We start from the raw sequence: 21,623 nt of genomic DNA, 5'->3' as shown, positions 1-21,623 counted from the left end.
TGTAGCAGGTAAAGTATACCTTATGGAACGCATTTTCTGGTTGCTTTATCATCCTTTTGCTTGGGCTTACGATTGGGTTGCCCATATTGTCTCTGCTGGACGCTGGCGACATTGGGTTCATACAGTCCTTCCCTTTATCCGCGGGTTGCGGGTATTGGAAATTGGGTTTGGTCCAGGCCATTTGCAGGTCGAGTTACACGCGGCAGGTTTTTCAACTTTTGGGGTTGATGAGAGTATGCCCATGATCAAAATGGCGCGCGACCGTTTGCAACGGGCTGGTTTGGTCTTCAATCTGGTTCGGGGCCGGGCTGAGACGCTTCCCTTTGCTTGCGAGTGCTTCGATTGTGTAGTAGCGACGTTTCCAGGCGTCTTTATCCTGGCGACACCGACCTTGGAGGGTATCTGGCGGATTTTATGCCCTGGTGGTTATTTAGTTATTCTATTGGGAAGTAGACTGGGTGGTAATAGTCCTTATGCGCGTTTTTTACGGTGGTTCTTTCGTCTCACATCGCAAGGCCCCTGGCTGCCTTCTGTGTATGATTCTATTACCGCTCGCCTGCTCGACTTAAATTACGTGAACGTCACTTGGGAAAATAGCGATTATAATGGTGATCGGTTATTGGTTTTGGTGGCCCAAAAACCTTCTGATCTTGCAATTGCAGAAGCAAATGGTCTAGAATAATCAGGCAGGTGGCTGGCGATGGAAATACAAATTGCGGTAGCGAAGGCGACCAAATATGGTTCTCAAGAAAGTGGGGATACCCTTGAAGTAGTAGAACGCCCCAATGGTGGGCTCTCAGTGGTTTTATGCGATGGTCAGGCGTCGGGGCGTCAAGCTAAGGTTGTTTCCAGCTTGGTAGTGCACAAGGTGATAAGTTTACTGGCGGAAGGGGTGCGCGATGGTGCGGCAGCCCGTGCGGCATCGGACTTTCTCTATACCGAACGGAATGGGCAGGCGGCGGTTTATCTAAGTATTTTGAGTGCGGATTTACAAACCCACACACTCGTTCTCACTCACAATAACCCTACGCCAATCTATGTTGCCCATCAAGATCAGGTCGAGTGTATCTCGGGCGTAGATCAACCCATCGGTGTGGCACGGAACATTCGACCGGCCATCACCGAGATTCCGTTGGAAGCGGGTACCACCGTCGTCATGCATACCGATGGAATAAGCAAAGCCGGTAGTCAATACGGGCGTACGCTGGATATTTGCACGGTTCTGGAAGCGATGCTTGAAGAGCAAGATCCTGAGGCTCAGGCTCTAGCTGATATCCTACTTTCTCAAGCCATTTGGTTAGATCATGGTCGTCCGAATGATGACATGAGTGTGGTGGTGTTGCGCGTGGTGCGGCGCGAAAGTGATCAGGTGCGGCGTCTGATAGTGCGTTTGCCCTTGGCTACCGCGGCAGATTATCTATCAGCGACGGATAGTGTCTTACTCTCACAAGATGAGGACGAAGGCGAGTAAATTTGAATCCCCACAACAGCCGGAATAAACCCCGGTTTTGCTCTTGGTATATGGTTGGGGGTGAGGCGAAGCGGAGGCGCATTATTACGTATTATGCGACCGAAAGTACATCACAAGAACTTGTTCGGTCAACTTGTATGACAATCTGGGAGAGAAATAAAGAAATTTACGACATTTGTCACTTTGTAATTGTCTGATATTTCGTTATAATTGGTAATTAGCTGGTGTTCTGCGTCGCCGCTCGCCTTATTGGTAAGTCACCCGCTTTATCGTTTCCCCTCTCGTGCGTTTCAAAAATTTGATCGAAAGGAAGACGATTAATGCCCCAGCGGTTTGAGATTAAACGTACCCTCAATCAAGTCTTTGAGGCTATCCTGCCGCTTTTAGCCGTACCGGTGGCACTGGTGATTGGGGCGCTGATCTTGCTATTGCTCCGTGCCAACCCTGGGGTGGCTTTTGCGGCTTTGGTGCAGGGGGCGGTCGGGAGTACTTTTAGCCTCACTCAAACCTTAGTCAAGGCAACCCCCCTTTTACTAGTGGGGTTGGGGATTACAATCGCTTTCCGTGGGGGGGTCATTAATATCGGCGGCGAGGGGCAGATTATCGTCGGTGCGCTTTCGGCGACGGCGCTAGCGCTCTCGTTAAACCAAGCACCAGGATGGCTTTTACTTCCACTGTGTCTGTTGGTAGGAACACTCAGTGGGGCGTTATGGGGGGCAGTGCCAGGGGTATTGAAGGCTCGCTTGGGAGTTAATGAAATCCTCAGTACAATAATGATGAATGCAATCGCCCTCCAACTCTCTAACTACCTCTTGCGTGGCCCGATGATTGACCCCGCAGAAATTGAGGCGGGTACACGCATAGCACAATCGGCTTTATTACCCCGCCAAGCCTGGTTGCCACGCCTGGTGCCGCAGACACTGTTGCACGCGGGTAGTGTTCTGGCACTGGTGATGGCGATATTGGTCTATGTCTTCCTCTGGCGTACCACCATTGGCTATCGTATTCGCGCGGTGGGGCTGAATCCACGCGCAGCACGCTACGCAGGGATTCCGGTGCCGGTTTACCAAGCCCTGGCGATTATCTTGGGCGGGGCATTCGCCGGTTTAGCCGGTGCCGTCGAGGTCATGGGGGTGCAGCGGCGTATGTTGGAGGGTCTCTCGGGAGGTTATGGCTTTTCGGGTATCGTGGCTGCCCTCTTTGGCAATTTACACCCCTTGGGCACCATACCGGCCTCGGTGCTCTTTGGGGGGCTTTTGGTTGGTGCGGATAAATTACAGCGCGCTGTTCAAGTCCCTTCAGCCTTTGTAGATACACTAATGGGATTGATTGTGTTGTTTGTGGTTAGCAGTCGCATCTGGGCCGTGCGCCGTGCCCGCAGGAGAGAGACCTATGAGTGATCTCTTTACGGTTCCGGTCATTTTGGGGATCATTTATTCGGGCTTAAGGTTAGCAACCCCCTATCTGTATGCTGCAATTGGTGAGGCTTTTGCTCAAAACTCGGGTGTTTATAACCTGGGTGTAGATGGGATTATGCTGATGGGGGCGTTCAGTGGCTTCTTTGTGGGGATGCGAACCGGGAATGTTTGGTTGGGGTTGCTGGCAGCGGCGGCAGTGGGTATGCTGATGGGATTGCTCATGGCCCTGGTGAGCGTAACGCTGAAGGCCGAACAGGGGATCAGTGGCATCGGTCTTTACATGTTCGGGTTGGGCCTTTCTAGTTTGCTGTTCAAGAAGACAATGAGCGGGGTGGAATCCATCAGTGGATTTCAACCGGTGCGAATTCCCCTTTTGGGTAATATCCCCTATCTTGGGGATGTGTTATTTAACCACAATGTTTTAGTCTATGGGGCATTTCTCTTGGTGCCTTTAGCCAGTTTTGTCCTTTATCGGACGCCTTTCGGGTTGATGATCCGGGCAGTAGGACAAAATCCTCAGGCGGCGGATACATTGGGTATCAATGTGGATTTGATCCGTTATATAACGGTAACGTTGGGTGGAATATTGGCGGGGATTGCCGGTGCATCCTTATCCATCTCTCTGATCAACCTCTTTCAGGAGAATATGACCAGCGGCATGGGGTTCATTGCCATTGCCCTGGTTTATTTTGGTAGTTGGCGTCCTTTGGGCATCTTAGGAGGCGCACTCTTGTTCAGTTTTGTCAATGCGCTACAATTATGGTTACAGGTTCTGGGTGTGAATTTCCCCTATGACTTTGCGGTGATGCTTCCCTATGCGATGACGATTCTGGCGTTGGCGATCTCGGTACGCCGTGCGGCGATGCCGGATGCATTGGGCAAGCCTTTTGAGCGTGGTGAGTTCTAATGGAAGGAGGTGGTTTATTCTAATTAGGTAGGAGGAGAAGTCAAGTCGCCTAAGCCGGTATGAATTGGCCCGTCAAACCTTTTTCCGAACCACTTAGGAGGTGAAACCATGAAGTCTGTGTTCTCTCGCTTGCTCATGCTGGTCGTTTTGGTCGCTTTATTCCTCAGCGCGTGCGCGCCAGCAGCGACACCAACCCCAACTCAAGCACCTGAAAAACCACTCCGCGTGGCCATTGTTATGCCCTCTTCAATCACGGATATGGCATTTAGCCAGGGCATGTATGAGGCACTGGTCAAGGTGCAACAAGAAATGGGTGGCCCATCCAAGATGGAAATTGCCTATTCAGAAAACATGTTTAAGGTGCCGGATGCCGCAGCAGCGATCCGTGATTATGCCTCTCAAGGGTACGATATTGTGATTGCTCATGGTTCTCAATATGGAACCTCGGTGGCACAGATTGCGCCGGAATTCCCTAACACAAGTTTTGCCTGGGGTACGGCAACGGATACCTTTGCGGATCAAGGGATTAAGAACGTTTTTGCTTACAACCCGGCCGCGGAACAGGGTGGCTATGTGTTGGGCACCATCGCTGCGTTGATGTCTAAGACCGGCGTTCTCGGCGTGTGTGGCCCGGTAGAGGCCGGTGATGCCAAGACCTATGTGGATGGTTTCAAGTACGGAGCCGAGCAAGCACGACCGGATGTGAAGGTTCAGGTGACGTACACTGGTTCGTTTTCGGATGTTTCGCTGATGGCTGCGGCGGCGGAGACCCACATTGCAGCGGGTGCGGATATGCTGACCGGCTCATCACAATCGGTGGTGGGTGCCATTGGTGTGGCAAAGGAGAAAGGCGCCAAGTGGTTCGGTCAGCAATGGGATCAGACCAGCCTTGGTCCGGATATCGTCGTTGCCAATCAGGTCTATGATTACACTGGCATCATCAAGGACATGATCGCCAAGCGCAAGGCTGGCACGTTGGGTGGTGTGGCTTACACCTTGACCCTTGCGAATGGTGGTTTGACCATCAAATACAATGACCGCGTGCCGGTGCCAGCAGAGATCAAGGCGAAGGCTGACGAAGTGATCAAGGGCATCATTGACGGTACAATCAAGCCGTTGCCCTACTAAGAGGTTTTGTCGTCGTGCGGGTGCGACCTCTCCAGGGTCGCACCCGCCCCGGGATTAAAATGAAATGGATTGCGGGTGAGGATGAGCACTCAGACGATTGGTCTTGATGGTCGTTTGCCCACAGGCCATGCGCGCATTGAGGAAATGCGCATGATTGGTATTGTCAAGCGCTTTCCGGGCGTGCTGGCTAATGATCATGTGGATTTTGACGTTCGCGCGGGCGAGATTCATGCCTTGCTGGGTGAAAATGGCGCGGGTAAAACCACACTAATGCGCCAATTATATGGGTTGTACCGCCCTGATGCGGGCAAAATTCTGATCAACGGGGTGGAACAACATTTTAATTCCCCCCAAGACGCAATCCGCGCCGGAATAGGCATGATCCACCAGCACTTTATGCTGGTGCCATCATTGACGGTAGTTGAAAACGTTGCCCTGGGTTTGAAATCTTCGCGCGGCATTTTGTTAGACCTGGACCGCGTAGAAAAACGCATTCGTGAGTTGAGCGAGCAATACGGCTTAAAGGTTGATCCCAAGGCCTATGTGTGGCAATTGGCAGTCGGAGAGCAACAGCGTGTGGAGATCATCAAAGCCCTCTATCGCGGCGCGGCGTTGCTGATCCTTGACGAACCCACGGCAGTGCTCACACCTCAGGAAGTCGAGGATCTCTTCCGCACCTTGCGCCAGATGGCTCAGAATGGGCATGCATTGATTTTTATCTCGCACAAACTGCATGAGGTATTGGCCATCAGTGATCGGGTGACCGTATTGCGGGATGGGCGAGTGGTGGGATTGCGTCCTACCAAGGAAACCAATAAAATTGAATTGGCCCAAATGATGGTCGGTCGTCCGGTCATTTTGCAGTATGAACGCCCGCCAGCACAGTTAGGTGAGGTGCGGTTGGCAATCGAGAATCTTGTCGTGGGTGGCGATCGCGGGCAAGACGCCGTGCGCGGCATCTCGCTTGAGGTGCGTTCGGGTGAGATTTTGGGATTGGCCGGGGTTTCGGGCAACGGTCAGCGCGAATTGGCGGAGGCGTTAGCAGGGTTGCGCCCAGTTAAAGCAGGGCGCATTTTGCTTTGCGGGCAGGATGTCACCCATGAACCACCCGGAGTGCGGATTGCATTGGGCCAATCTTATATCCCGGAAGAGCGACTGCGCGATGGCACCATCAAAGAGTTTAGTGTAGCCGATAATTTGATCCTGGAGGACCACCATAAACCACCGTTTTCGCGCAACATATTTTTGAACTTTAACGCCATTCGTGAGGTTTCAGGTCGGCTGGTCAATGAATACAATGTCAAAACACCCTCGGTGGATACCCCGGTCAAGAACCTTTCGGGTGGAAACATTCAAAAACTTATTTTGGCCCGCGAACTCTCGCGGCGGCCTAAGGTGTTAATCGCCTCACAGCCCACGCGTGGGGTAGATATTGGCGCCACCGAGTATATTCACCAACGTTTGCTTGAGCAACGTCAGACAGGGACGGCGATTCTTTTGATCTCGGAAGACCTGGATGAAATTCGTGCCCTTTCGGATCGCATTGCGGTCATCTATGAAGGCGAAATTGTTGGCATCGTGGATGGTTCAAGTGCGACCGCGGAACAATTGGGGCTGATGATGGCCGGCGTGCGTGAAGGAGGGCAGCACCATTTGGAGAAAATTCGTCTATAATAGAAAAAACAACCCTAAATCTCAGGAATCGGTGGTCGGCAGTCTCTCGGGTGGCTGTCGGCGTCGGGCTGGTGAGCCCGTCGAAAAGTGCCGCCGTCAAACGAAAGGAGTCCACCGATCCTATGCGCTTTTGGAACAACTATGTTCTGGTTTATTCGATTGAGGAAGCCTTACACGTCCTGAGTAGTGCTCCCGAGCCCGCCCTACCGGTGGCGGGTGGAACTGACCTGCTGTTGGAAATCCAGCAGGGGGAGCACGAGCCGGTTCACACGTTGGTTGACATCACACATATCCCCGAACTGAAAAGGCTGGAAGAAAGCAAGGAATATCTCTTCATTGGAGCTGCGGTACCGGTGAGCCGGATCGCCGAATCACCGCTGGTGCGTTATCATGCGCTGGCGGTAGCGGAGGCATGCGGTCAAATCGGCGGCCCACAGGTGCGTAATTCGGCTACCTTAGGGGGAAATGTAGCCCACGCCCTGCCGGCGGCAGATGGCATGATCGCTTTGCTGGCCCTGGATGCGCGGGCTGAGGTTGCCAGCCTGGAGGGGCGACGCTGGGAGCCTTTGGAAAATCTTTTTAAAGGGCCGGGAAAAACCGCGTTGGATTTGCGGCGGGAGATCCTGGTTGGGTTTCACGTCCCTCTACGCCGACCGTATCAGGCATCGGCCTTTGGGCGGGTGATGCGACCTCAAGGTGTGGCGTTACCTATTCTTAATACTGCCGTTTGGATTGAGCGGGATGAGGATATCGTCAAGGATATTCGGATTGCCATTGGTCCATCCGGCCCGGTGCCACGGCGTGCCGTGGCAGTGGAGGATGCCTTCAAAGGGCGGCAATGCGATGAGGAAGCGTTTGCTTTAGCCCGACAGGCGATCCGGGAGACGATTCGATTTCGCAGTAGCCCAATGCGCGCCAGCGCAGAATACCGTTATCACCTGAGTGGTGTCTTATTGGAAGAAGTGGTCACGAAAGCTTGGCAACGCACCCTGGAACCTTCGGTGGTGGAGGCGCTATGAACGAGCGGTTACGTTTATGGGTAAATGGGCAAGAAGTGGATCTGCCCATTGTGCCGGGAGAGATGCTCTCGGACTTGTTGCGGTATCGCCTGGGTTTGACCGGCACCAAAATCGGTTGCAATGAAATGGAATGCGGGGCATGCACGGTGTTGGTGGATGGGGAGCCGGTGCTCTCATGTTCCTATCCGGCGGTACGTGTGCAGGGCAAGCATGTCCTAACGATTGAAGGCCTGGTCAAGACAGGGAATTGGGGGCAAGAATTGCCCTCAGAAGAAGCGCTTCATCCCCTCCAGGAAGCCTTTATCAAGTACGGCGCGTTGCAGTGTGGTTTTTGTACCCCGGGTCAGATTATGACATCTTATGCCCTGCTTCTGCGCAAGCCCGAGCCCAGTGATGAGGATATCAAAACGGCGCTTAAAGACACATTGTGCCGCTGTGGGGCTTATCCAGCTATTCTTCAAGCCATTAAGGCGGCGGCTAAGGCAATGAAAACCGGGACCCCAGTAGAAGCGCCGCAGATTCCCCCTGCTGCGAAGCCGGGCAAGTATGTGGGCAATGTTCACCCACGCCCAGATGCCGTGGCCAAAGTTACCGGGCGAGCGAAGTACACCGATGATTTGCAGTTCGAGGGGATGCTCCACGCGCGCGTCAAGCGGGCAATGGTGCCCTCGGCTATTGTCAAACGCATTGATGTGAGCAAAGCCAAGGCTTTGCCCGGCGTGGTCGCGGTGCTGACGGCGGAGGATATCCCGGGTGAGCGCAATCACGGCTTGGTGATTTATGATTGGCCGATAATGGTGGGGGTAGGGGAACAGGTGCGTTACGTGGGGGATGCGATTGCGATAGTGGCCGCCGAAACCCGCGAAATTGCCACCCAGGCCTTGGATCTCATTGAGGTGGAATTTGAGCCGTTACCGGTGATCACAGGCCCGGTGCAGGCTGCTCAACCAGATGCACCCAAGATTCACCCCAATGGTAATCTCCTCAAACACATCAAGGTGCGTAAAGGGGATGTTGAACAAGGATTTGCCGAAGCGGATGTCATCCTTGAGCACACCTTTTTCACCCCGATGCACGATCATGCTTTTTTGGAGCCAGAGTGCAGCATTGCCCGTCCGACCCCGGATGGACGGATGGAAGTGTATGTGGGTTCTCAAATTCCCTATGCGGATCGTCAGCAGATTGCTCGTGCGTTGGGCTGGCCGGAATCACGGGTACGTGTGGTTGGTCAATTGATGGGGGGCGGCTTTGGCGGTAAGGAAGATATTGCGGGGCAAATTCATGCTGCACTTTTAGCCCATGCCACTGGCCGACCGGTTAAATTGCTCTTTGATCGCCACGAATCACTCATCGTTCATCCCAAACGCCATGCCACCCAGATTCGGGTCAAAGTGGGAGCGAAATCAGATGGACGGTTAACGGCTGTGGAAACCGAACTCTACGGTGACACCGGGGCTTATGCGTCGTTAGGCGAGAAGGTGATGACGCGAGCGACCACGCATTCCTCAGGGCCTTACGAAGTCCCCCATGTTAAAGCGGATTGCTATGCCATGTACACGAATAATCCCCCCGCCGGGGCGTTTCGCGGTTTTGGGGTGATGCAGTCGGCATTTGCGATTGAGAGCATCATGGATATGTTGGCCGAACGCTTGGGGATAGACCCAGTCGAATTGCGGCGCAAAAATGCCTTGCGGGTCGGCAGTGTTACCAATACCGGCCAGGTATTGCGTCAGAGTGTGGGGTTGTTAGAATGCATTGAGAAGGTTGAGGCAGAAATGCGCCGCTTAGGTGGTCCCAATCCTTTTGCGCCCAAACCGGTGCCGGGTGCACCCCATTTGGTGCGGGCGTGGGGGTTTGCGGTAGGGTATAAGAACACCGGTCTGGGCGGTGGTGCTCCGGACAAAGCCGGCGCTGAGGTGGAGTTATGTCGTGATGGCACATTCCAGGTGCGTACCTCATCGGCAGAATTGGGACAGGGCCTTCCAACGGTATTACAATTGATCGCCGCCGAAGAATTGAACCAATCGCCCAAGCGCGTTGATGTGCTACTTATGGATACCGATTTGACACCAGATGGTGGACCAACGACAGCCTCGCGTCAGACCTTTGTGACCGGTAATGCCGTACGCTACGCGGCGCGTGCGCTCAAGGAATTGCTAACCAGTGAACTTTCTGAGCGCTACGATGTGCCACCGGAGCAAATTCGCTTCGTTGAGGGGCTGGCTCAAATCAATGGTCACACCCTGTCTTTGCAGCAAGTAGCTGAGGAAATGCTGGCGAGCGGTCGGCCGCCGGTCACATCCTACACCTACTGGGCTCCTGCGACGCGCCCGCTGGGTGAAGGTGGGGATATGCACTTCGCCTTCTCATTTGCGGCGCAGGCGGCGGAGGTTGAGGTCAACACCCGCACCGGCGAGGTAAAGGTGTTGCGCATGATCGTCGCCAATGACGTGGGGTATGCTATCAACCCCTTGGGCTTGCGTGGACAGATTGAAGGGGGTGCGATCATGGGCATTGGTCATGCCCTGACCGAGAACTTTATCGTCAAAGAAGGACACGTTGTGACGGATCGCTTGGCGCGTTATCGTACCCCTTCCATTGTTCATACCCCTGAGATTATCTCGTTTGTGGTGGAGCATCCTGTGGAAGAAGGCCCTTATGGGGCCAAGGGGGTGGGGGAAATTGTGTTGATCCCAACACCTGCTGCCATCACAAACGCCATTTATAATGCGGTGGGTGTGCGGGTGGATCGCTTGCCGGTGGATCAGGAAATGATTTGCAAAGCCCTCAATAACTGTTGACGTAACTAGTGGGCACACTGAAGGCGGGTCAGGCATAAACCCTGACCCGCTTTATGTTGAAGATCCCGGAGTTTGAGATGTGTACAACCTTGATCGCCCTGATGTACTGCTCAAAAGGGTAAAATCTTTGCATGGCATCTCATCTGACATCGGACGTTATGAAAGCGTATGATTATGTCATCCTTGGAGCAGGTGCGGCGGGGTTATCGCTGGCTTATCATATGGTGCAGAGCCCGCTCAGAGATCGGCGTATCCTGATCGTGGACAGGGAAGAAAAAACCCGTAATGATCGCACGTGGTGTTTTTGGAGTCGCCGTACCGAGGTGTTTGAGCCGATTTATTTTCATTCTTGGCCGCGATTGAGCGTGACCCATTGGAAGGAACAACTAGACTTGGACCTGGGCGATTATACCTATCGCATGATTCGCGGCGCAGATTATTATCGTTTCATCCTCTCTGAACTGAGAAAGTATGCTAACGTGACATTTATTCAGGGTGAAATTGAGGCAGTCAACCAGGACGCCGATGGGGTCTCGGTGGTAGTTGAGGGACGGGAGCATCGGGGTGGGTGGGGCTTTGATAGCACGTTTTCACTCTCGTCCTGGAAGCCCCAACCCCAGCGCTATCATTATCTGTGGCAGCACTTTAAGGGCTGGGTGATTGAAACGGATCGAGCCATCTTTGATCCAGGCCAGGGAACGCTGTTTGATTTTCGCACCCCGCAAGACGGTGCCATGCGGTTTATGTACGTCCTGCCCTGGAGCACCAACCAGGCTTTGGTGGAATATACGCTCTTCTCTGCTGCACTATTGGACGATCAGGCTTATGAGGAGGCTCTGCGAATGTATCTCCAAGAGGTGCTCCGGGTGCAGGGCTATCGCATCCTTGAGCAGGAGCGAGGGGTCATCCCGATGACCGATCACCCTTTTGCGCGCAGGGTCGGGCATCGTATCTTGAATATTGGTACCAAAGGTGGGTTGGTCAAGCCTTCCAGTGGTTATGCGTTTATGCGCATCCAGGCTGATAGCGCAGCCATTGTCCGTTCACTGATTACCCGTGGTCATCCCTTTGCGCTTTCCCGAGTACCAAGGCGATTTCACGTCTTTGATCGGATTATGCTGCAGGTTATGTCGCGTCATGGCGATCGAATGGCGGATATCTTCATGCAGTTGTTCCGCAATAACCCGGCTTGGAGAATCTTTCGCTTCCTGGATGAGCAAGCCAGTTGGGGGGAGTGTTTGCAGGTGTTGGCTTCCTTACCGTCTGGGCCATTTTTACAGGCATTGTGGCGGGTGTATATCGCACAACGTCTCTAACAGCTAGAGCCAACCTTGAAGGCAATAGATCAGCAAACCCAGGTACTCCTTGAGACTGCTAGTGGTTAATCCTAAGTTATCGGCGGTGGGCAACAAGTTGATCAACAGACTGGGTGGGTCAAAGCGCCAGAGATCGCGCCAGGTGTTTTCGGTCACGTTGAAATCGGTGGGGGCAGGGATGACCTCAAAACCCTGGTGCTTAAATAAGGCTACCGAGCGCGGCATGTGCTGGGCGGAAGTGACTAAAATGATGCGGTGAATGCCTTTTTGGCGCAAGATTTCAGCCGAGAAGACAGCATCTTCGTGGGTGTTCTGAGAACGGGGTTGCAACCATAAAGCCTCTGAGGGGATACCTATCAGGGTCATGAGATCGGCCATCTCTTCCGCTGGAGTGCTACCGCGCTGGCTCAGCCAGGTGATATAGCCGCCGCTGAGCAAGATGTAGGGTGCTTTCCCTTGTTTGTAAAGGCGGGCGGCGAAAATAACGCGGTCACCGGCGCCATTGACCTCGACAAACAAACGGGGATAAGATGGGGCTTCGGTGCCGCCGCCCAGAACGACAATGGCTTCAGCTGGGGGAATCTCGTCTGGCGGCAAGTAGCGCCATTCGAGGGAACGCGCCAGGCTGTAGGCAACCCAGCGGTTGCCACCTAACCAGAGGAGAATAAGTGCAGCGGAAATAAGGAAGGACTTTATCCGCGTTGATGAACGGATGAGTGCCAGGATCAAGAGTATACATGCCAGTCCAAGCGGGTAAACAAAAAGGGGTAGAAACTTTGAAAGGAAAACAAACATGATAAGCCCTTATTCGCAGGTCGTTCTGAGCCTTGATTGTAATCGAAATCGGTGACGAATGTGGATTTAGGGCCGTCAAGAGAAAAGAATCGCGGTAAAATCTAAGCCAATGGCTTGGTTTTTGAAGTATAATTATTTTGTGTGAATTTTCACGAGCAATTACAGGGTGCTTACCCTAATCTTAGGCCGGAAAGGAGAGGTGTAGAAATGGAGAATCTAGTACTCGTCCGTCATGGGCAGAGCGTTTGGAATATGGAAAACCGTTTTACCGGTTGGACCGATGTTGACCTGACCGAGCAGGGAAAAGAAGAAGCACGCTGGGCCGGGCGGCAGTTGCTGGCGGAAAAATTTGAGTTTGATATTGCATTCACCTCGGTGCTAAAGCGTGCCATTCGCACCTTGTGGATCATTCTGGATGAGATGGACTTGATGTATTTGCCCTATGAAATTGCCTGGCAGTTGAACGAACGGCACTACGGGGCATTACAGGGTCTGAACAAAGCCGAGATGACTCTTAAATATGGCAAAGAGCAGGTCCATCTCTGGCGCCGTAGTTATGATGTTCCTCCGCCACCTCTCGATTGGGATGACCCACGGCATCCTCGCTTTGACCCGCGCTATAAGCATGTGGATCCAAAACTGCTGCCGGCATGCGAATCCCTGAAGATGACCCTTGAGCGTGTACTACCTTACTGGCACGAGAAAATTGCTCCACGCCTTCAGGCAGGTCAGCGAGTGTTGATTGTGGCACATGGCAACAGCCTGCGGGCACTGGTGAAATATCTGGATAACATTTCCGACCAAGATATACCTGAACTCAACATTCCCACCGGTATTCCATTAGCCTATTCCTTGGATAAAGACCTCAAGGTCATTTCGCGGCGCTACTTGGCCGATGAGGAGACCGTGCGCGCCGCGGCGGAAGCGGTGGCTAAGCAAGCCGAAGCCAAACAGCAATAACGGTGGCGGTGAGGTAAGAGGAGAAAAAAGGCGAGGCATTGAGCCTCGTCCTTTTTATTCTTGTACCGGAACAATACGCTCTACATCCTCTTCCAAAACCGTCGCCTGGGCTTGACCACGCGTGCTGGTTTCGATAAACCTCAGAAAGGAGGTGATGCCATCGTGGGGAATAGCTAAGGTGAGGTGTACTTTAGTCGTGAATTCTCTGGTTAAGAGATGAGCGTTGAAGTGGGGCAGTTGCTTCTCAACGTGATCATACCAGGAGTAGGGAATATCCATGCTTAGGATGGTAGCGCGTATTTTCTGCCCCAAGGATGCAATCTCCAAAACCTGAAAGGCGGCCTCGCGATAGGCGCGCGCCAATCCGGCGGTGCCCAGTTTAATACCACCAAAGTAACGGGTCACGATCAAAACCGCGTCTTCCACCTCGCGGGATTTCAATGCCTGTAAGATCGGGCGACCGGCGGTGCCTCCGGGCTCCCCATCATCCGAGGAATGTTCCTGGTGGATAGCGCCGCCCAAAACATACGCGTAAGGATGGTGGGAAGCCCCTGGGAGTTCGGTGCGTATCTTGGCCAAGACTGTGCGCACCTCACTTTCAGAGTGGACGGGGTAGAGCGAAGCGATGAAGCGGGATTTCGAAATCACCAAATGGGCGCGAGCCGGCTCAAGCGGTACCCGCATGGCTCACCCCTAATTGTTTGAGGATGAAAGAGACAATCTGCATGGCACCGTTGGGAGAAATGGAGGGCGGATCGCGGCGGGGTAACGCCAGTAACTCTGGTAGATGTTTGACCCAAGTACCGTCTAAAAACTCGGAGGTGGGGATGGGAAGGGAGGGCATGTTCTGGCGAATGAATTCAGCCAGGGGCGCGGATTCACGAAAATGCTCGCGGATGGCGTAACCAAATGGAATGCCGGCGTGATAGGTCTCTGCAATGGTGCTATATCCCACCTTACCGATGACAACATCGCTGGCGAAGAGCAAATCAGGGTGATAAAAACCACTTCGATGGGGTAGAAGAATGAGGTTATCCTCGTGGGTTGGGCGAGTAGCACTTCCTGGGATGATAAACGTGACCTTTGGGTATTGCTTGAGCGCTGCAAGAGCATGGTAATGATGCTCGATCCCCCCCATTGTGATCAACACGGTAGGGGCTTGCTCCGGGATGTTCAAAAGCGCGCGTATCTCGGCTCGGGAATGTTTAGGGCTGCGGCTGACCGGTGGCGTGCGTAGGTGGCAGGGGCGCAGTTCGCACACTGGAATGGTCTGAAGGTGGTAACTGGCGCGTGAAAACCAGGTGCGAAAATGCTCAATGAAGGGGGCAAAGCGCGGCTCTTGGTCCAAATAACCCTCTAGAATCCAATCCCAGGTGAAGTTTTCGATCAGGAAGGAGGGCAATTCTGCTCTCTCGGCCACTGCAATACCCAATGGCGCAATATCGCAGAGTATGGCTTGACACCCCACATCACGAACCTGTTCACTTAGAAGGGTGACCTCGTCAATTGGGAAAGGAAGGCGCTGTGAGAGCATGGTGAGAGTTGCCGATAGATCCTCTTCCCAGGGTGACCGTTGGACAACGCCGATGTCTGCAGCGTAAGCGTGATAGGTGAACCCATTGCCTAACGTGTCGGCAAAAAACCACTGCGGCACATGGGTGAAGATATCAAAGTGAGTTTCGGGACAAATGGTTTTTATTCTTTCCATGACCGCTGCGGCGCGAGCGGCGTGACCGAATCCGTGCGAAGAAATAAAATAAGCCAGCCTCAATGAAGCCATTCTGTGATCACCTGTTAGGATTGTGATGGCTCAATTTTACCTGATATCGCGTTGAAACCCCGTTCGATGGGGTTTCAACGCGATGAGGAGGAAGAAGCCGGTATTCAGGCGTTTCTCTCCAGTCGCCTCAAAATCTCTTTAGGATCCAAAGCATTCAGCCCCGAGATAACCAGATCGGCTTTGCCCACCCGCTCGTGGGGACCAATGCCGATAGCGCGCATCCCGGCGGCGCGGGCGGCTTCGATCCCGGCTTCAGCGTCTTCCACTACCACACAGGCTTCGGGCAGTTCACTGAGCAGTTCTGCGGCTTTGAGAAAGAGATCTGGTGCGGGTTTGCTCCGAACAACCATAGTTCCGTCTACCAGAACATCTACCCAGGGGAGCAGATTGAGGCGCTCAACCACGAGGCGCGCATTCTTGCTTGAAGAGGCGATGGCTCGCTTCAGCCCGGCTTTTTGGAGTGCCTGGAGAAATTCCACAGCACCGGGCAAAAGGTTGCGCGGGGTAATCTGATTGATCAGTTCGAGGTAGTAGCGATTCTTGCGTTCGGCCCATTCCTCAAACTGTTCAGGAGGCAGAGTCCGTCCCTTCAGAAGCAGACGGAGCGATTCGTGCCGCGACACCCCGCGCAAGGCTTCGTTGTCCTCACGGGTAAATGGGATGCCCTCTTCATCCGCTAGGCGTTTCCAAGCCAAATAGTGAAATTCAGAGGTATCGGTCAGCACACCATCCAAATCGAAAATGAAGGCGCGTATCATAAAATCACCCGGTGAATTGAAGGTGGAGAGTGCGGTGTTATCTCAATACAAATGGATTGTCCATGCCACATAAATTTGAACGCCACGCGCTTCCAATGGGATGGCAAGGCCGGTTTGAGGCTCCATCCGGTATCTGAAACCTGCAATCCGGCGAAACCAAATACAACCGCCTGCCAAACCCCACCAGCAGAGGCACCGTGAATTCCATCTTCAGCGTTGCCGCGCACATTGTCTAAATCGGCACGGGCGGCGCGCATGAAATGCTCATAGGCTTCATCAAGGCGGCCGACACGGCATGCCATAATGGCCTGGATGGATGGCCCGAGCGAGGAACCATACGTGTGGTCGGTGCGCGGCGTGTAGTACTCATAATTGGCTTGTACTACCTCAGCGTTGAAGGGTTCGGGCAATAGGTAGAGCAGCATGAGCACATCGGGTTGCTTGATCGCTTGGGTTTCGTTGGCGCCCTCGATTCCAAAGAGTACCTGAATGGAGACATTCCGCGGTTCCAGGTCAGCGAGCCGCACATCTTTACGTTGGAAGTAGCCCTCAAACTGCTCGATCAGACCGGTTTGGGGATCGAAGGGACAGTACAACTTGTGAATGACGTCCTGCCAGTGGGTAAGTTCGGCAGGGGTCAGTTCTAAACGGTGAACCAGGTCAGCGTGACGGTCGGGGGCGTGATCTCTCAGCCATTCTAGAATATTGAGGGCAATTTGTAGATGCCAGCGTGCCAGGTAGTTTGTATAGGCATTATTATCTACATGATCATGATACTCATCAGGACCAATGACATCGGTATATTCGTAGCGGTTCAGGTCGGGATTCCACTCCGCACGGCTGGCCCAGAAGCGTGCAGTATCTAAAATTATTTCAGCGCCTCGGTCGCGCATGAACGCATCGTCGCCAGTTGTGCGCCAATATTGGTAAATGGCATAGGCGATGTCGGCTGAAATGTGTATCTCAATATCCCCGGTCCAAATGCGGATCAACCGGGTGGGGTCGGCGTAATGGGGCACCCAGGTGGGGGTGACCTCGTCTCCAGTGGCTGCGCTTTCCCAAGGGTACTGGGCGCCTTTATAACCGTTGCGTTGAGCCTTGCGTCGCGCCCCTTCTAGGGTGTGCCAGCGATAAGAGAGGAGATTGCGGGCAATTTCAGGGCGGGTGTAGGTGAAGAGGGGGAGCATAAAAATTTCGGTATCCCAAAAGACATGCCCCCGATAACCGTAGCCACTGAGGGTTTTGGCTCCGATGCTGACTTTCTCGTCCTGGCGTGGTGCGGCAATCAGTAACTGGAAAATGCTAAAGCGAACCGCACGCTGTGCTTCCTCGTCCCCTTCGATGATGACATCACAGGCATCCCATTCGCGCTCCCAAGCCCGAGCGTGTTCTGACCACGCCTGTTCCCATAAGGGCGCACGAGATTGAGCCAGACGGGATTGTACCATGTCTTGAGGGTTGGGGGCTTCTCGACCGCTGTAGATATAGACGATTTTTTCGCCGCTGATCAGGTTTTCAGGTGAGGCCAACGTGCGGGCTACTAACACCGGGTGATTGCGCACATCCCAGTCGGCGCGCTCAACGGCAGTGTGACTCTCAACGTGAAGATGGGCTCCCAGAGCAATCGGCAGGTTAGTTTTGCGGGTTGAGCATACCAGCCAGGCTTGTTGCGGAGATGTTGCTTGGGCTTGCCAATCCCAATGTTTATACTGAAGGTTATCCATCTCGCCGTTGAGACCCGCTCGAACTTCAATCTCACCTTGATAATCCAATGGGTGAATGGAAAAGCGAATAATCATTAGGTGAGGATCGGCAAGGCTGATAAAGCGGGCGAAGTAAAGCCGGGTGGTGCGCCCCCGGGGACTACGCCAGTGAACTTCGCGTTCCAACAGTCCGGTGCGCATATCCAACCAACGATGAAACGTCAATATTTCACCTTGTTCCAACGAGAATCGTTCGCCATCTAGAAAAATCTCCAATTCTAACGCATCGGGAAGGTTGACCAACTCGGTAAAGTGCACGGGGACGTCATCGAAAATTCCGTGCATGAAGGCGGCGCGTTCCTCCCCGCGGTAGCCTTCTTCAAACACGCCACGGGTGCAGAAAAGCCCGTTGCCAGTGGTGAAAACGGTTTCCCAATGACGTTGGGTCTGAGGGTCAAAATGGGATTGTTCGATGCACCAAAGGGGGTGAAATGTGGATGTTTGCATGCTTGCTTATCCCTCTTTTAAGCCACTACCGGCAATGCTTTGGACAAAATAACGTTGGAAAATAAAGAACAAAACGAGGATAGGAAGAGTATTGAACAGCGACCCAGCTAGTACCTTGGAGATCAAGGTATAGTACTCACCGCGGAACCAGTTTAATCCTAATGGAAGTGTGAAGTTTTCAGGAGTGCGCAGGATGATCAAGGGCCACATAAAGGCATTCCACTCGCCTTGGAACGTTAAGAGCGCCAGGGTCAAGAGTTGGGTCTGGCTTAGGGGGAGGACAATGCGGAAGAAAATGCCCCAGCGTCCCAGCCCATCCATCATTGCCGCTTCTTCTAGTTCACGAGGCAGGCTTTTATAGAACTGGGTCATCATAAATACCCCAAAGGCGGTGACAATACCAGGCAGGATGACCCCACCTAGGTTATCTATTAATCCAAAGCCGGTGGGGAGGGTGATATCACCTAGTTTCAATCCGCCACGGATGATGCCCGGGCCGACCACCAGGAAGGCAGGGATCAGCGTTACCTGTCCCGGGATCATCATTGAGACCAGCATGGCATTGAACAAAAAGCCTTTTAGGGGGAACTCCATGCGCGCAAAGGCGTATCCACCCATTGCGCAGAAGAAAATGCGCAAGATCGTCACGGCGAGCGATACGATCAGGCTGTTGAGCAACCAGCGCGGGAAGAGTGGAAGCGCACCGATGACATCGCGGAAGTTTTCCAAGGTAAAGGGAATCGGCCAGAAGAGTGGCGGATCATAGGCATTTGCCACAGGCTTTAGGCTGAAGACCAGCGTGAAGTAAAGTGGTGCGATACAAATAATCGCCCACAGGATTAAGATCAGGTAGAAAAGAGGCGTCTTAAGGCGATCGTACCACAAAATCAAGCGGTCGCTCCACGAGAGCATATGAGGTTGGGCGTGACTTATCGTTGCCATGGCTCATTCCCTTTACTGGTTAACACTGCCGCTTCCTTCGATGACGCGACGCTGGAGCATGGTCACAACGAAAATAATAAGGGCAAGAATGAATGCCAGCGCTGAGGCCTGGCCCATTTTAACCGTGGTATCCCGGAATGCCCATTTATAAATAAGATAAGCGATCGTGGTGGTGGAGTCGAGCGGCCCACCGGCGGTCATCACATAAATTTGATCAAAGACCTGAAAACAGCCAATGATGCCTACGGTGACAACGAAGAAAATCACCGGGCGCAACATGGGAATGGTGATATAGCGGAAGACCTGGAACTTATTGGCTCCATCGATGGCAGCGGCCTCATAAAGGGTGATGGGAATGTCCTGTAAACCGGCTAGAAAGATGAGCATTAACGTACCGCTGGTAGTAAAGATGTTCACCATCATAATGGTGTAAAAGGCGTAGCGGGGATCGTTGAGCCAGTTGATCTTCAGATGAAAGATTTGATTGATCACCCCCAGCGGGCTGAATAACCAAACAAAGATGAGTGAGATAACCACCGACGACGTGACCGAGGGCAGATAGAAGATAGTGCGAAAGAGGCGGCGAAAGCGGATCTTCTGATCCATGGCGAAAGCCAGGACCAGGCTGATCAGAGTCTGTGTTGGTACGACGATAGCGGTGTACTTGAAGGTGTTTGGCAGTGCCTTGCGGATGAAGAGATCATCGCAGACTGGCTTGGGAGCATTTTCAGGGCGTGGAAACCAGGATTCAACGCACAGGACGCGGCGATAACCCTCCAATCCCCACCATTGGGGTGGGCTGAGAAGGTTATAGCGGGTGAATGAGAGATAAAAGGCATACCCGATAGAGAAAACGGTGAAAATCAGAAAGATGAAAAGATACGGCAAAAGAAAGGTATAAGCCGTTAAGGCTTCGCGGCGCCGCCGTGCTTTTTGACGTGCGGTTAATATCACCGAGGTGGTTGAGGGCGTGGTCATCCCGGAATCCCTCCTGGATATTAGGGGGGAGGGGATAGGAATGACGATCCCCTCCCCATACCATCACTATTTCAATTCGGCCAGTTTCTGACGGATGGCTTCGGCGGCTTGTTTGAAGGACTCTTCAACCGACATGTTTTCAAGATAGACGCGCTCCAGGGCTTTGGTCATTTGATCGTTCACATCCGAGCCGGCCAGCCCCCACATGAAGGGGCGGGCACCCTGTAAGGCGCCGCGGAAGATCGCGGCTGAAGCTGGATTGGTTTTAAGGTAGTCGCTTTTCTGGAGTGAGAGACGGGTGGGCAGGGCAAAACCGCTTTCCATGACTTTCTTCTGAGCGGCTTCACTGGTTAGGTAGTTGATCACACGCCAGGCAGCCTCGGGGTTCTTACTGTTCTTGGAAATGACGTAAGCCACGGTGAAGATCAAATTGCCCTCGCCTTTAGGACCGGCCGGAGGTGTGACCACGCCGTAATTGATGTTGGGGAACTGTTGCTTCAGATAGGGGATGAGCCACCCCCCTTCGTAGACCATAGCGAACTGCCCTTTGCCGAAAACAGTCCCCTGCCATCCTTCCCCGACATCGGCGGGGATGGCGCCGATCTTTTCAGCACGGAATGAGGTGTAGAATTTGCCGGCTTCGATGGCCTCAGGTGCGTCTAACCGGGTGTCCTGAAAATCGGGGGTCATGATGGAACCGCCGTTTTGGAAGACAAAGATGGGGAAGCGTCCAGCATCCGCCGGTACGCCCAAGCCATACACGTTGTTGGCCGGATCAGAGAGTTTTTGAGCAGCGGCTTTCAGGTCATCCCAGGTCCAATCATCGGTGGGTTCGGCCAGACCGGCTTTGGCAAAGAGATCTTTATTGTAAAACAATCCCAGGGTATTGAAGTCCTTGGGAATGCCATACACTTTGCCGTTCGCCGAGAAGGCATCAATGAGCGAGGGGATAAAATCCTCTTTCTTGGTACCAGTCTTGGCCATGAAATCATCCAACGGCAGCATGACATCATCCTGGACGAAAGCCGGAAATTGGAAGATATCCATGTAGTAAATATCCGGTTCGGTCCCGGCGGCAATCGAGGTCTTCAGCGTAGCCCAAAAATCTCCCGTGATGGGCTCATACTTGACCACAATGTCAGGATTCTCGGCGGTGAAGTCCAAGAGCAAGGATTGAAGTAGGGCTGTCTCCTCGGGGCTGGCAGCCCAACCGGAGAGGCGAACGACGGCCCGTTCTGCGGGTACTTCCTTGACCACTTCTTGGGTCACCACAACCTGTTTCTCAACCTCGACTGTCTTTTCTATCACCTGGGGGGTGGCCGGCGCACAGGCGGCTAATAACAGGGCTACTAGCGCCGTTATAAACAGGGTCAAACGAAAGCCTTTCATGGTTCTCCTCCTCAAAAATTTTGCGACCTGGTAGTTTATTTGAGGGCATGGTTGTGTTATACTCAAACCCACAAGCC

Annotated in this window: 18 protein-coding genes; 10 read left to right on the top strand and 8 right to left on the bottom strand. The window is 53.3% G+C overall.

Annotated elements, in window-relative coordinates:
- Nucleotides 1-22 precede the first annotated feature (22 nt).
- The 9 genes from AC01YT_RS01675 (at nt 23) to AC01YT_RS01635 (ending at nt 11,734) form a co-directional block, all read left to right on the top strand.
- Nucleotides 23-682, top strand: coding sequence for a class I SAM-dependent methyltransferase (locus AC01YT_RS01675; protein WP_476672441.1), 660 nt, complete (start codon nt 23-25; stop codon nt 680-682).
- 18 nt (nt 683-700) lie between these two features.
- Nucleotides 701-1,471, top strand: coding sequence for a SpoIIE family protein phosphatase (locus tag AC01YT_RS01670; protein WP_476672439.1), 771 nt, complete (start codon nt 701-703; stop codon nt 1,469-1,471).
- Between the two features lie 320 nt (nt 1,472-1,791).
- On the top strand, nt 1,792-2,871 hold the full coding sequence (locus tag AC01YT_RS01665; protein ID WP_476672437.1) for an ABC transporter permease: 1,080 nt from the start codon (nt 1,792-1,794) through the stop codon (nt 2,869-2,871).
- A complete protein-coding gene (locus AC01YT_RS01660; protein ID WP_476672435.1) occupies nt 2,864-3,796 on the top strand; it encodes an ABC transporter permease in 933 nt (310 codons plus the stop codon). The genes AC01YT_RS01665 and AC01YT_RS01660 overlap by 8 nt, the downstream gene beginning before the upstream one ends.
- A 108-nt stretch (nt 3,797-3,904) precedes the next feature.
- The gene (locus AC01YT_RS01655) at nt 3,905-4,924 is read left to right on the top strand and encodes a BMP family protein (protein WP_315624182.1); all 1,020 of its coding nucleotides are present in this window, start codon (nt 3,905-3,907) and stop codon (nt 4,922-4,924) included.
- A gap of 81 nt (nt 4,925-5,005) precedes the next feature.
- Nucleotides 5,006-6,598: an ABC transporter ATP-binding protein gene (locus AC01YT_RS01650; protein ID WP_476672432.1), complete on the top strand. Its 1,593-nt coding sequence runs from the start codon at nt 5,006-5,008 to the stop codon at nt 6,596-6,598.
- 122 nt (nt 6,599-6,720) lie between these two features.
- Nucleotides 6,721-7,617 (top strand): FAD binding domain-containing protein, encoded by an 897-nt coding sequence (locus AC01YT_RS01645; RefSeq protein WP_476672430.1) that lies wholly within the window; start codon nt 6,721-6,723, stop codon nt 7,615-7,617.
- Nucleotides 7,614-10,418, top strand: coding sequence for a molybdopterin-dependent oxidoreductase (locus AC01YT_RS01640; protein ID WP_476672428.1), 2,805 nt, complete (start codon nt 7,614-7,616; stop codon nt 10,416-10,418). The genes AC01YT_RS01645 and AC01YT_RS01640 overlap by 4 nt, the downstream gene beginning before the upstream one ends.
- A 158-nt stretch (nt 10,419-10,576) precedes the next feature.
- The gene (locus tag AC01YT_RS01635) at nt 10,577-11,734 is read left to right on the top strand and encodes a lycopene cyclase family protein (protein WP_476672426.1); all 1,158 of its coding nucleotides are present in this window, start codon (nt 10,577-10,579) and stop codon (nt 11,732-11,734) included.
- 3 nt (nt 11,735-11,737) lie between these two features.
- Here the strand turns inward: AC01YT_RS01635 and AC01YT_RS01630 are convergent, their stop codons facing one another.
- The gene (locus AC01YT_RS01630; protein WP_476672424.1) at nt 11,738-12,529 is read right to left on the bottom strand and encodes a YdcF family protein; all 792 of its coding nucleotides are present in this window, start codon (nt 12,527-12,529) and stop codon (nt 11,738-11,740) included.
- Nucleotides 12,530-12,736: 207 nt separating this feature from the next.
- Here AC01YT_RS01630 and gpmA point away from each other — a divergent pair, with 207 nt between their 5' ends.
- Nucleotides 12,737-13,489: a 2,3-diphosphoglycerate-dependent phosphoglycerate mutase gene (gene gpmA, locus AC01YT_RS01625; protein ID WP_315624176.1), complete on the top strand. Its 753-nt coding sequence runs from the start codon at nt 12,737-12,739 to the stop codon at nt 13,487-13,489.
- A gap of 54 nt (nt 13,490-13,543) precedes the next feature.
- On the opposite strand, the gene AC01YT_RS01620 is transcribed toward gpmA, so the two are convergent.
- The 7 genes from AC01YT_RS01620 to AC01YT_RS01590 form a co-directional block, all read right to left on the bottom strand.
- Nucleotides 13,544-14,173 (bottom strand): IMPACT family protein, encoded by a 630-nt coding sequence (locus AC01YT_RS01620; protein WP_476672422.1) that lies wholly within the window; start codon nt 14,171-14,173, stop codon nt 13,544-13,546.
- Complete coding sequence (locus tag AC01YT_RS01615) at nt 14,157-15,269, bottom strand: hypothetical protein (RefSeq protein WP_476672420.1); 1,113 nt, start codon at nt 15,267-15,269, stop codon at nt 14,157-14,159. Before AC01YT_RS01615 ends, AC01YT_RS01620 begins: the two co-directional genes overlap by 17 nt.
- 104 nt (nt 15,270-15,373) lie before the next feature.
- On the bottom strand, nt 15,374-16,027 hold the full coding sequence (gene pgmB / locus AC01YT_RS01610; protein WP_476672418.1) for a beta-phosphoglucomutase: 654 nt from the start codon (nt 16,025-16,027) through the stop codon (nt 15,374-15,376).
- Nucleotides 16,024-18,237, bottom strand: coding sequence for a glycoside hydrolase family 65 protein (locus tag AC01YT_RS01605; RefSeq protein WP_476672416.1), 2,214 nt, complete (start codon nt 18,235-18,237; stop codon nt 16,024-16,026). Before AC01YT_RS01605 ends, pgmB begins: the two co-directional genes overlap by 4 nt.
- 6 nt (nt 18,238-18,243) lie before the next feature.
- The gene (locus AC01YT_RS01600) at nt 18,244-19,179 is read right to left on the bottom strand and encodes a carbohydrate ABC transporter permease (RefSeq protein WP_424911955.1); all 936 of its coding nucleotides are present in this window, start codon (nt 19,177-19,179) and stop codon (nt 18,244-18,246) included.
- 12 nt (nt 19,180-19,191) lie between these two features.
- Complete coding sequence (locus AC01YT_RS01595; RefSeq protein WP_424911956.1) at nt 19,192-20,157, bottom strand: carbohydrate ABC transporter permease; 966 nt, start codon at nt 20,155-20,157, stop codon at nt 19,192-19,194.
- Between the two features lie 66 nt (nt 20,158-20,223).
- The gene (locus tag AC01YT_RS01590; RefSeq protein ID WP_424911957.1) at nt 20,224-21,546 is read right to left on the bottom strand and encodes an ABC transporter substrate-binding protein; all 1,323 of its coding nucleotides are present in this window, start codon (nt 21,544-21,546) and stop codon (nt 20,224-20,226) included.
- Between the last annotated feature and the right edge of the window lie 77 nt (nt 21,547-21,623).

It is taken from the genome of Thermanaerothrix sp. (genome assembly GCF_056331585.1).
The sequence above is the reverse complement of the archived record's forward strand: the minus strand, read 5'-3'. Positions and strand labels throughout refer to the sequence as shown.

Coding starts and splice junctions, on each gene's coding strand:
- AC01YT_RS01675 (WP_476672441.1), top strand. CDS start 23: ATGGAACGCATTTTCTGGTTGCTTTATCATCCTTTTGCTTGGGCTTAC.
- AC01YT_RS01670 (WP_476672439.1), top strand. CDS start 701: ATGGAAATACAAATTGCGGTAGCGAAGGCGACCAAATATGGTTCTCAA.
- AC01YT_RS01665 (WP_476672437.1), top strand. CDS start 1,792: ATGCCCCAGCGGTTTGAGATTAAACGTACCCTCAATCAAGTCTTTGAG.
- AC01YT_RS01660 (WP_476672435.1), top strand. CDS start 2,864: ATGAGTGATCTCTTTACGGTTCCGGTCATTTTGGGGATCATTTATTCG.
- AC01YT_RS01655 (WP_315624182.1), top strand. CDS start 3,905: ATGAAGTCTGTGTTCTCTCGCTTGCTCATGCTGGTCGTTTTGGTCGCT.
- AC01YT_RS01650 (WP_476672432.1), top strand. CDS start 5,006: ATGAGCACTCAGACGATTGGTCTTGATGGTCGTTTGCCCACAGGCCAT.
- AC01YT_RS01645 (WP_476672430.1), top strand. CDS start 6,721: ATGCGCTTTTGGAACAACTATGTTCTGGTTTATTCGATTGAGGAAGCC.
- AC01YT_RS01640 (WP_476672428.1), top strand. CDS start 7,614: ATGAACGAGCGGTTACGTTTATGGGTAAATGGGCAAGAAGTGGATCTG.
- AC01YT_RS01635 (WP_476672426.1), top strand. CDS start 10,577: ATGAAAGCGTATGATTATGTCATCCTTGGAGCAGGTGCGGCGGGGTTA.
- AC01YT_RS01630 (WP_476672424.1), bottom strand. CDS start 12,529: ATGTTTGTTTTCCTTTCAAAGTTTCTACCCCTTTTTGTTTACCCGCTT.
- gpmA (WP_315624176.1), top strand. CDS start 12,737: ATGGAGAATCTAGTACTCGTCCGTCATGGGCAGAGCGTTTGGAATATG.
- AC01YT_RS01620 (WP_476672422.1), bottom strand. CDS start 14,173: ATGCGGGTACCGCTTGAGCCGGCTCGCGCCCATTTGGTGATTTCGAAA.
- AC01YT_RS01615 (WP_476672420.1), bottom strand. CDS start 15,269: ATGGCTTCATTGAGGCTGGCTTATTTTATTTCTTCGCACGGATTCGGT.
- pgmB (WP_476672418.1), bottom strand. CDS start 16,027: ATGATACGCGCCTTCATTTTCGATTTGGATGGTGTGCTGACCGATACC.
- AC01YT_RS01605 (WP_476672416.1), bottom strand. CDS start 18,237: ATGCAAACATCCACATTTCACCCCCTTTGGTGCATCGAACAATCCCAT.
- AC01YT_RS01600 (WP_424911955.1), bottom strand. CDS start 19,179: ATGGCAACGATAAGTCACGCCCAACCTCATATGCTCTCGTGGAGCGAC.
- AC01YT_RS01595 (WP_424911956.1), bottom strand. CDS start 20,157: ATGACCACGCCCTCAACCACCTCGGTGATATTAACCGCACGTCAAAAA.
- AC01YT_RS01590 (WP_424911957.1), bottom strand. CDS start 21,546: ATGAAAGGCTTTCGTTTGACCCTGTTTATAACGGCGCTAGTAGCCCTG.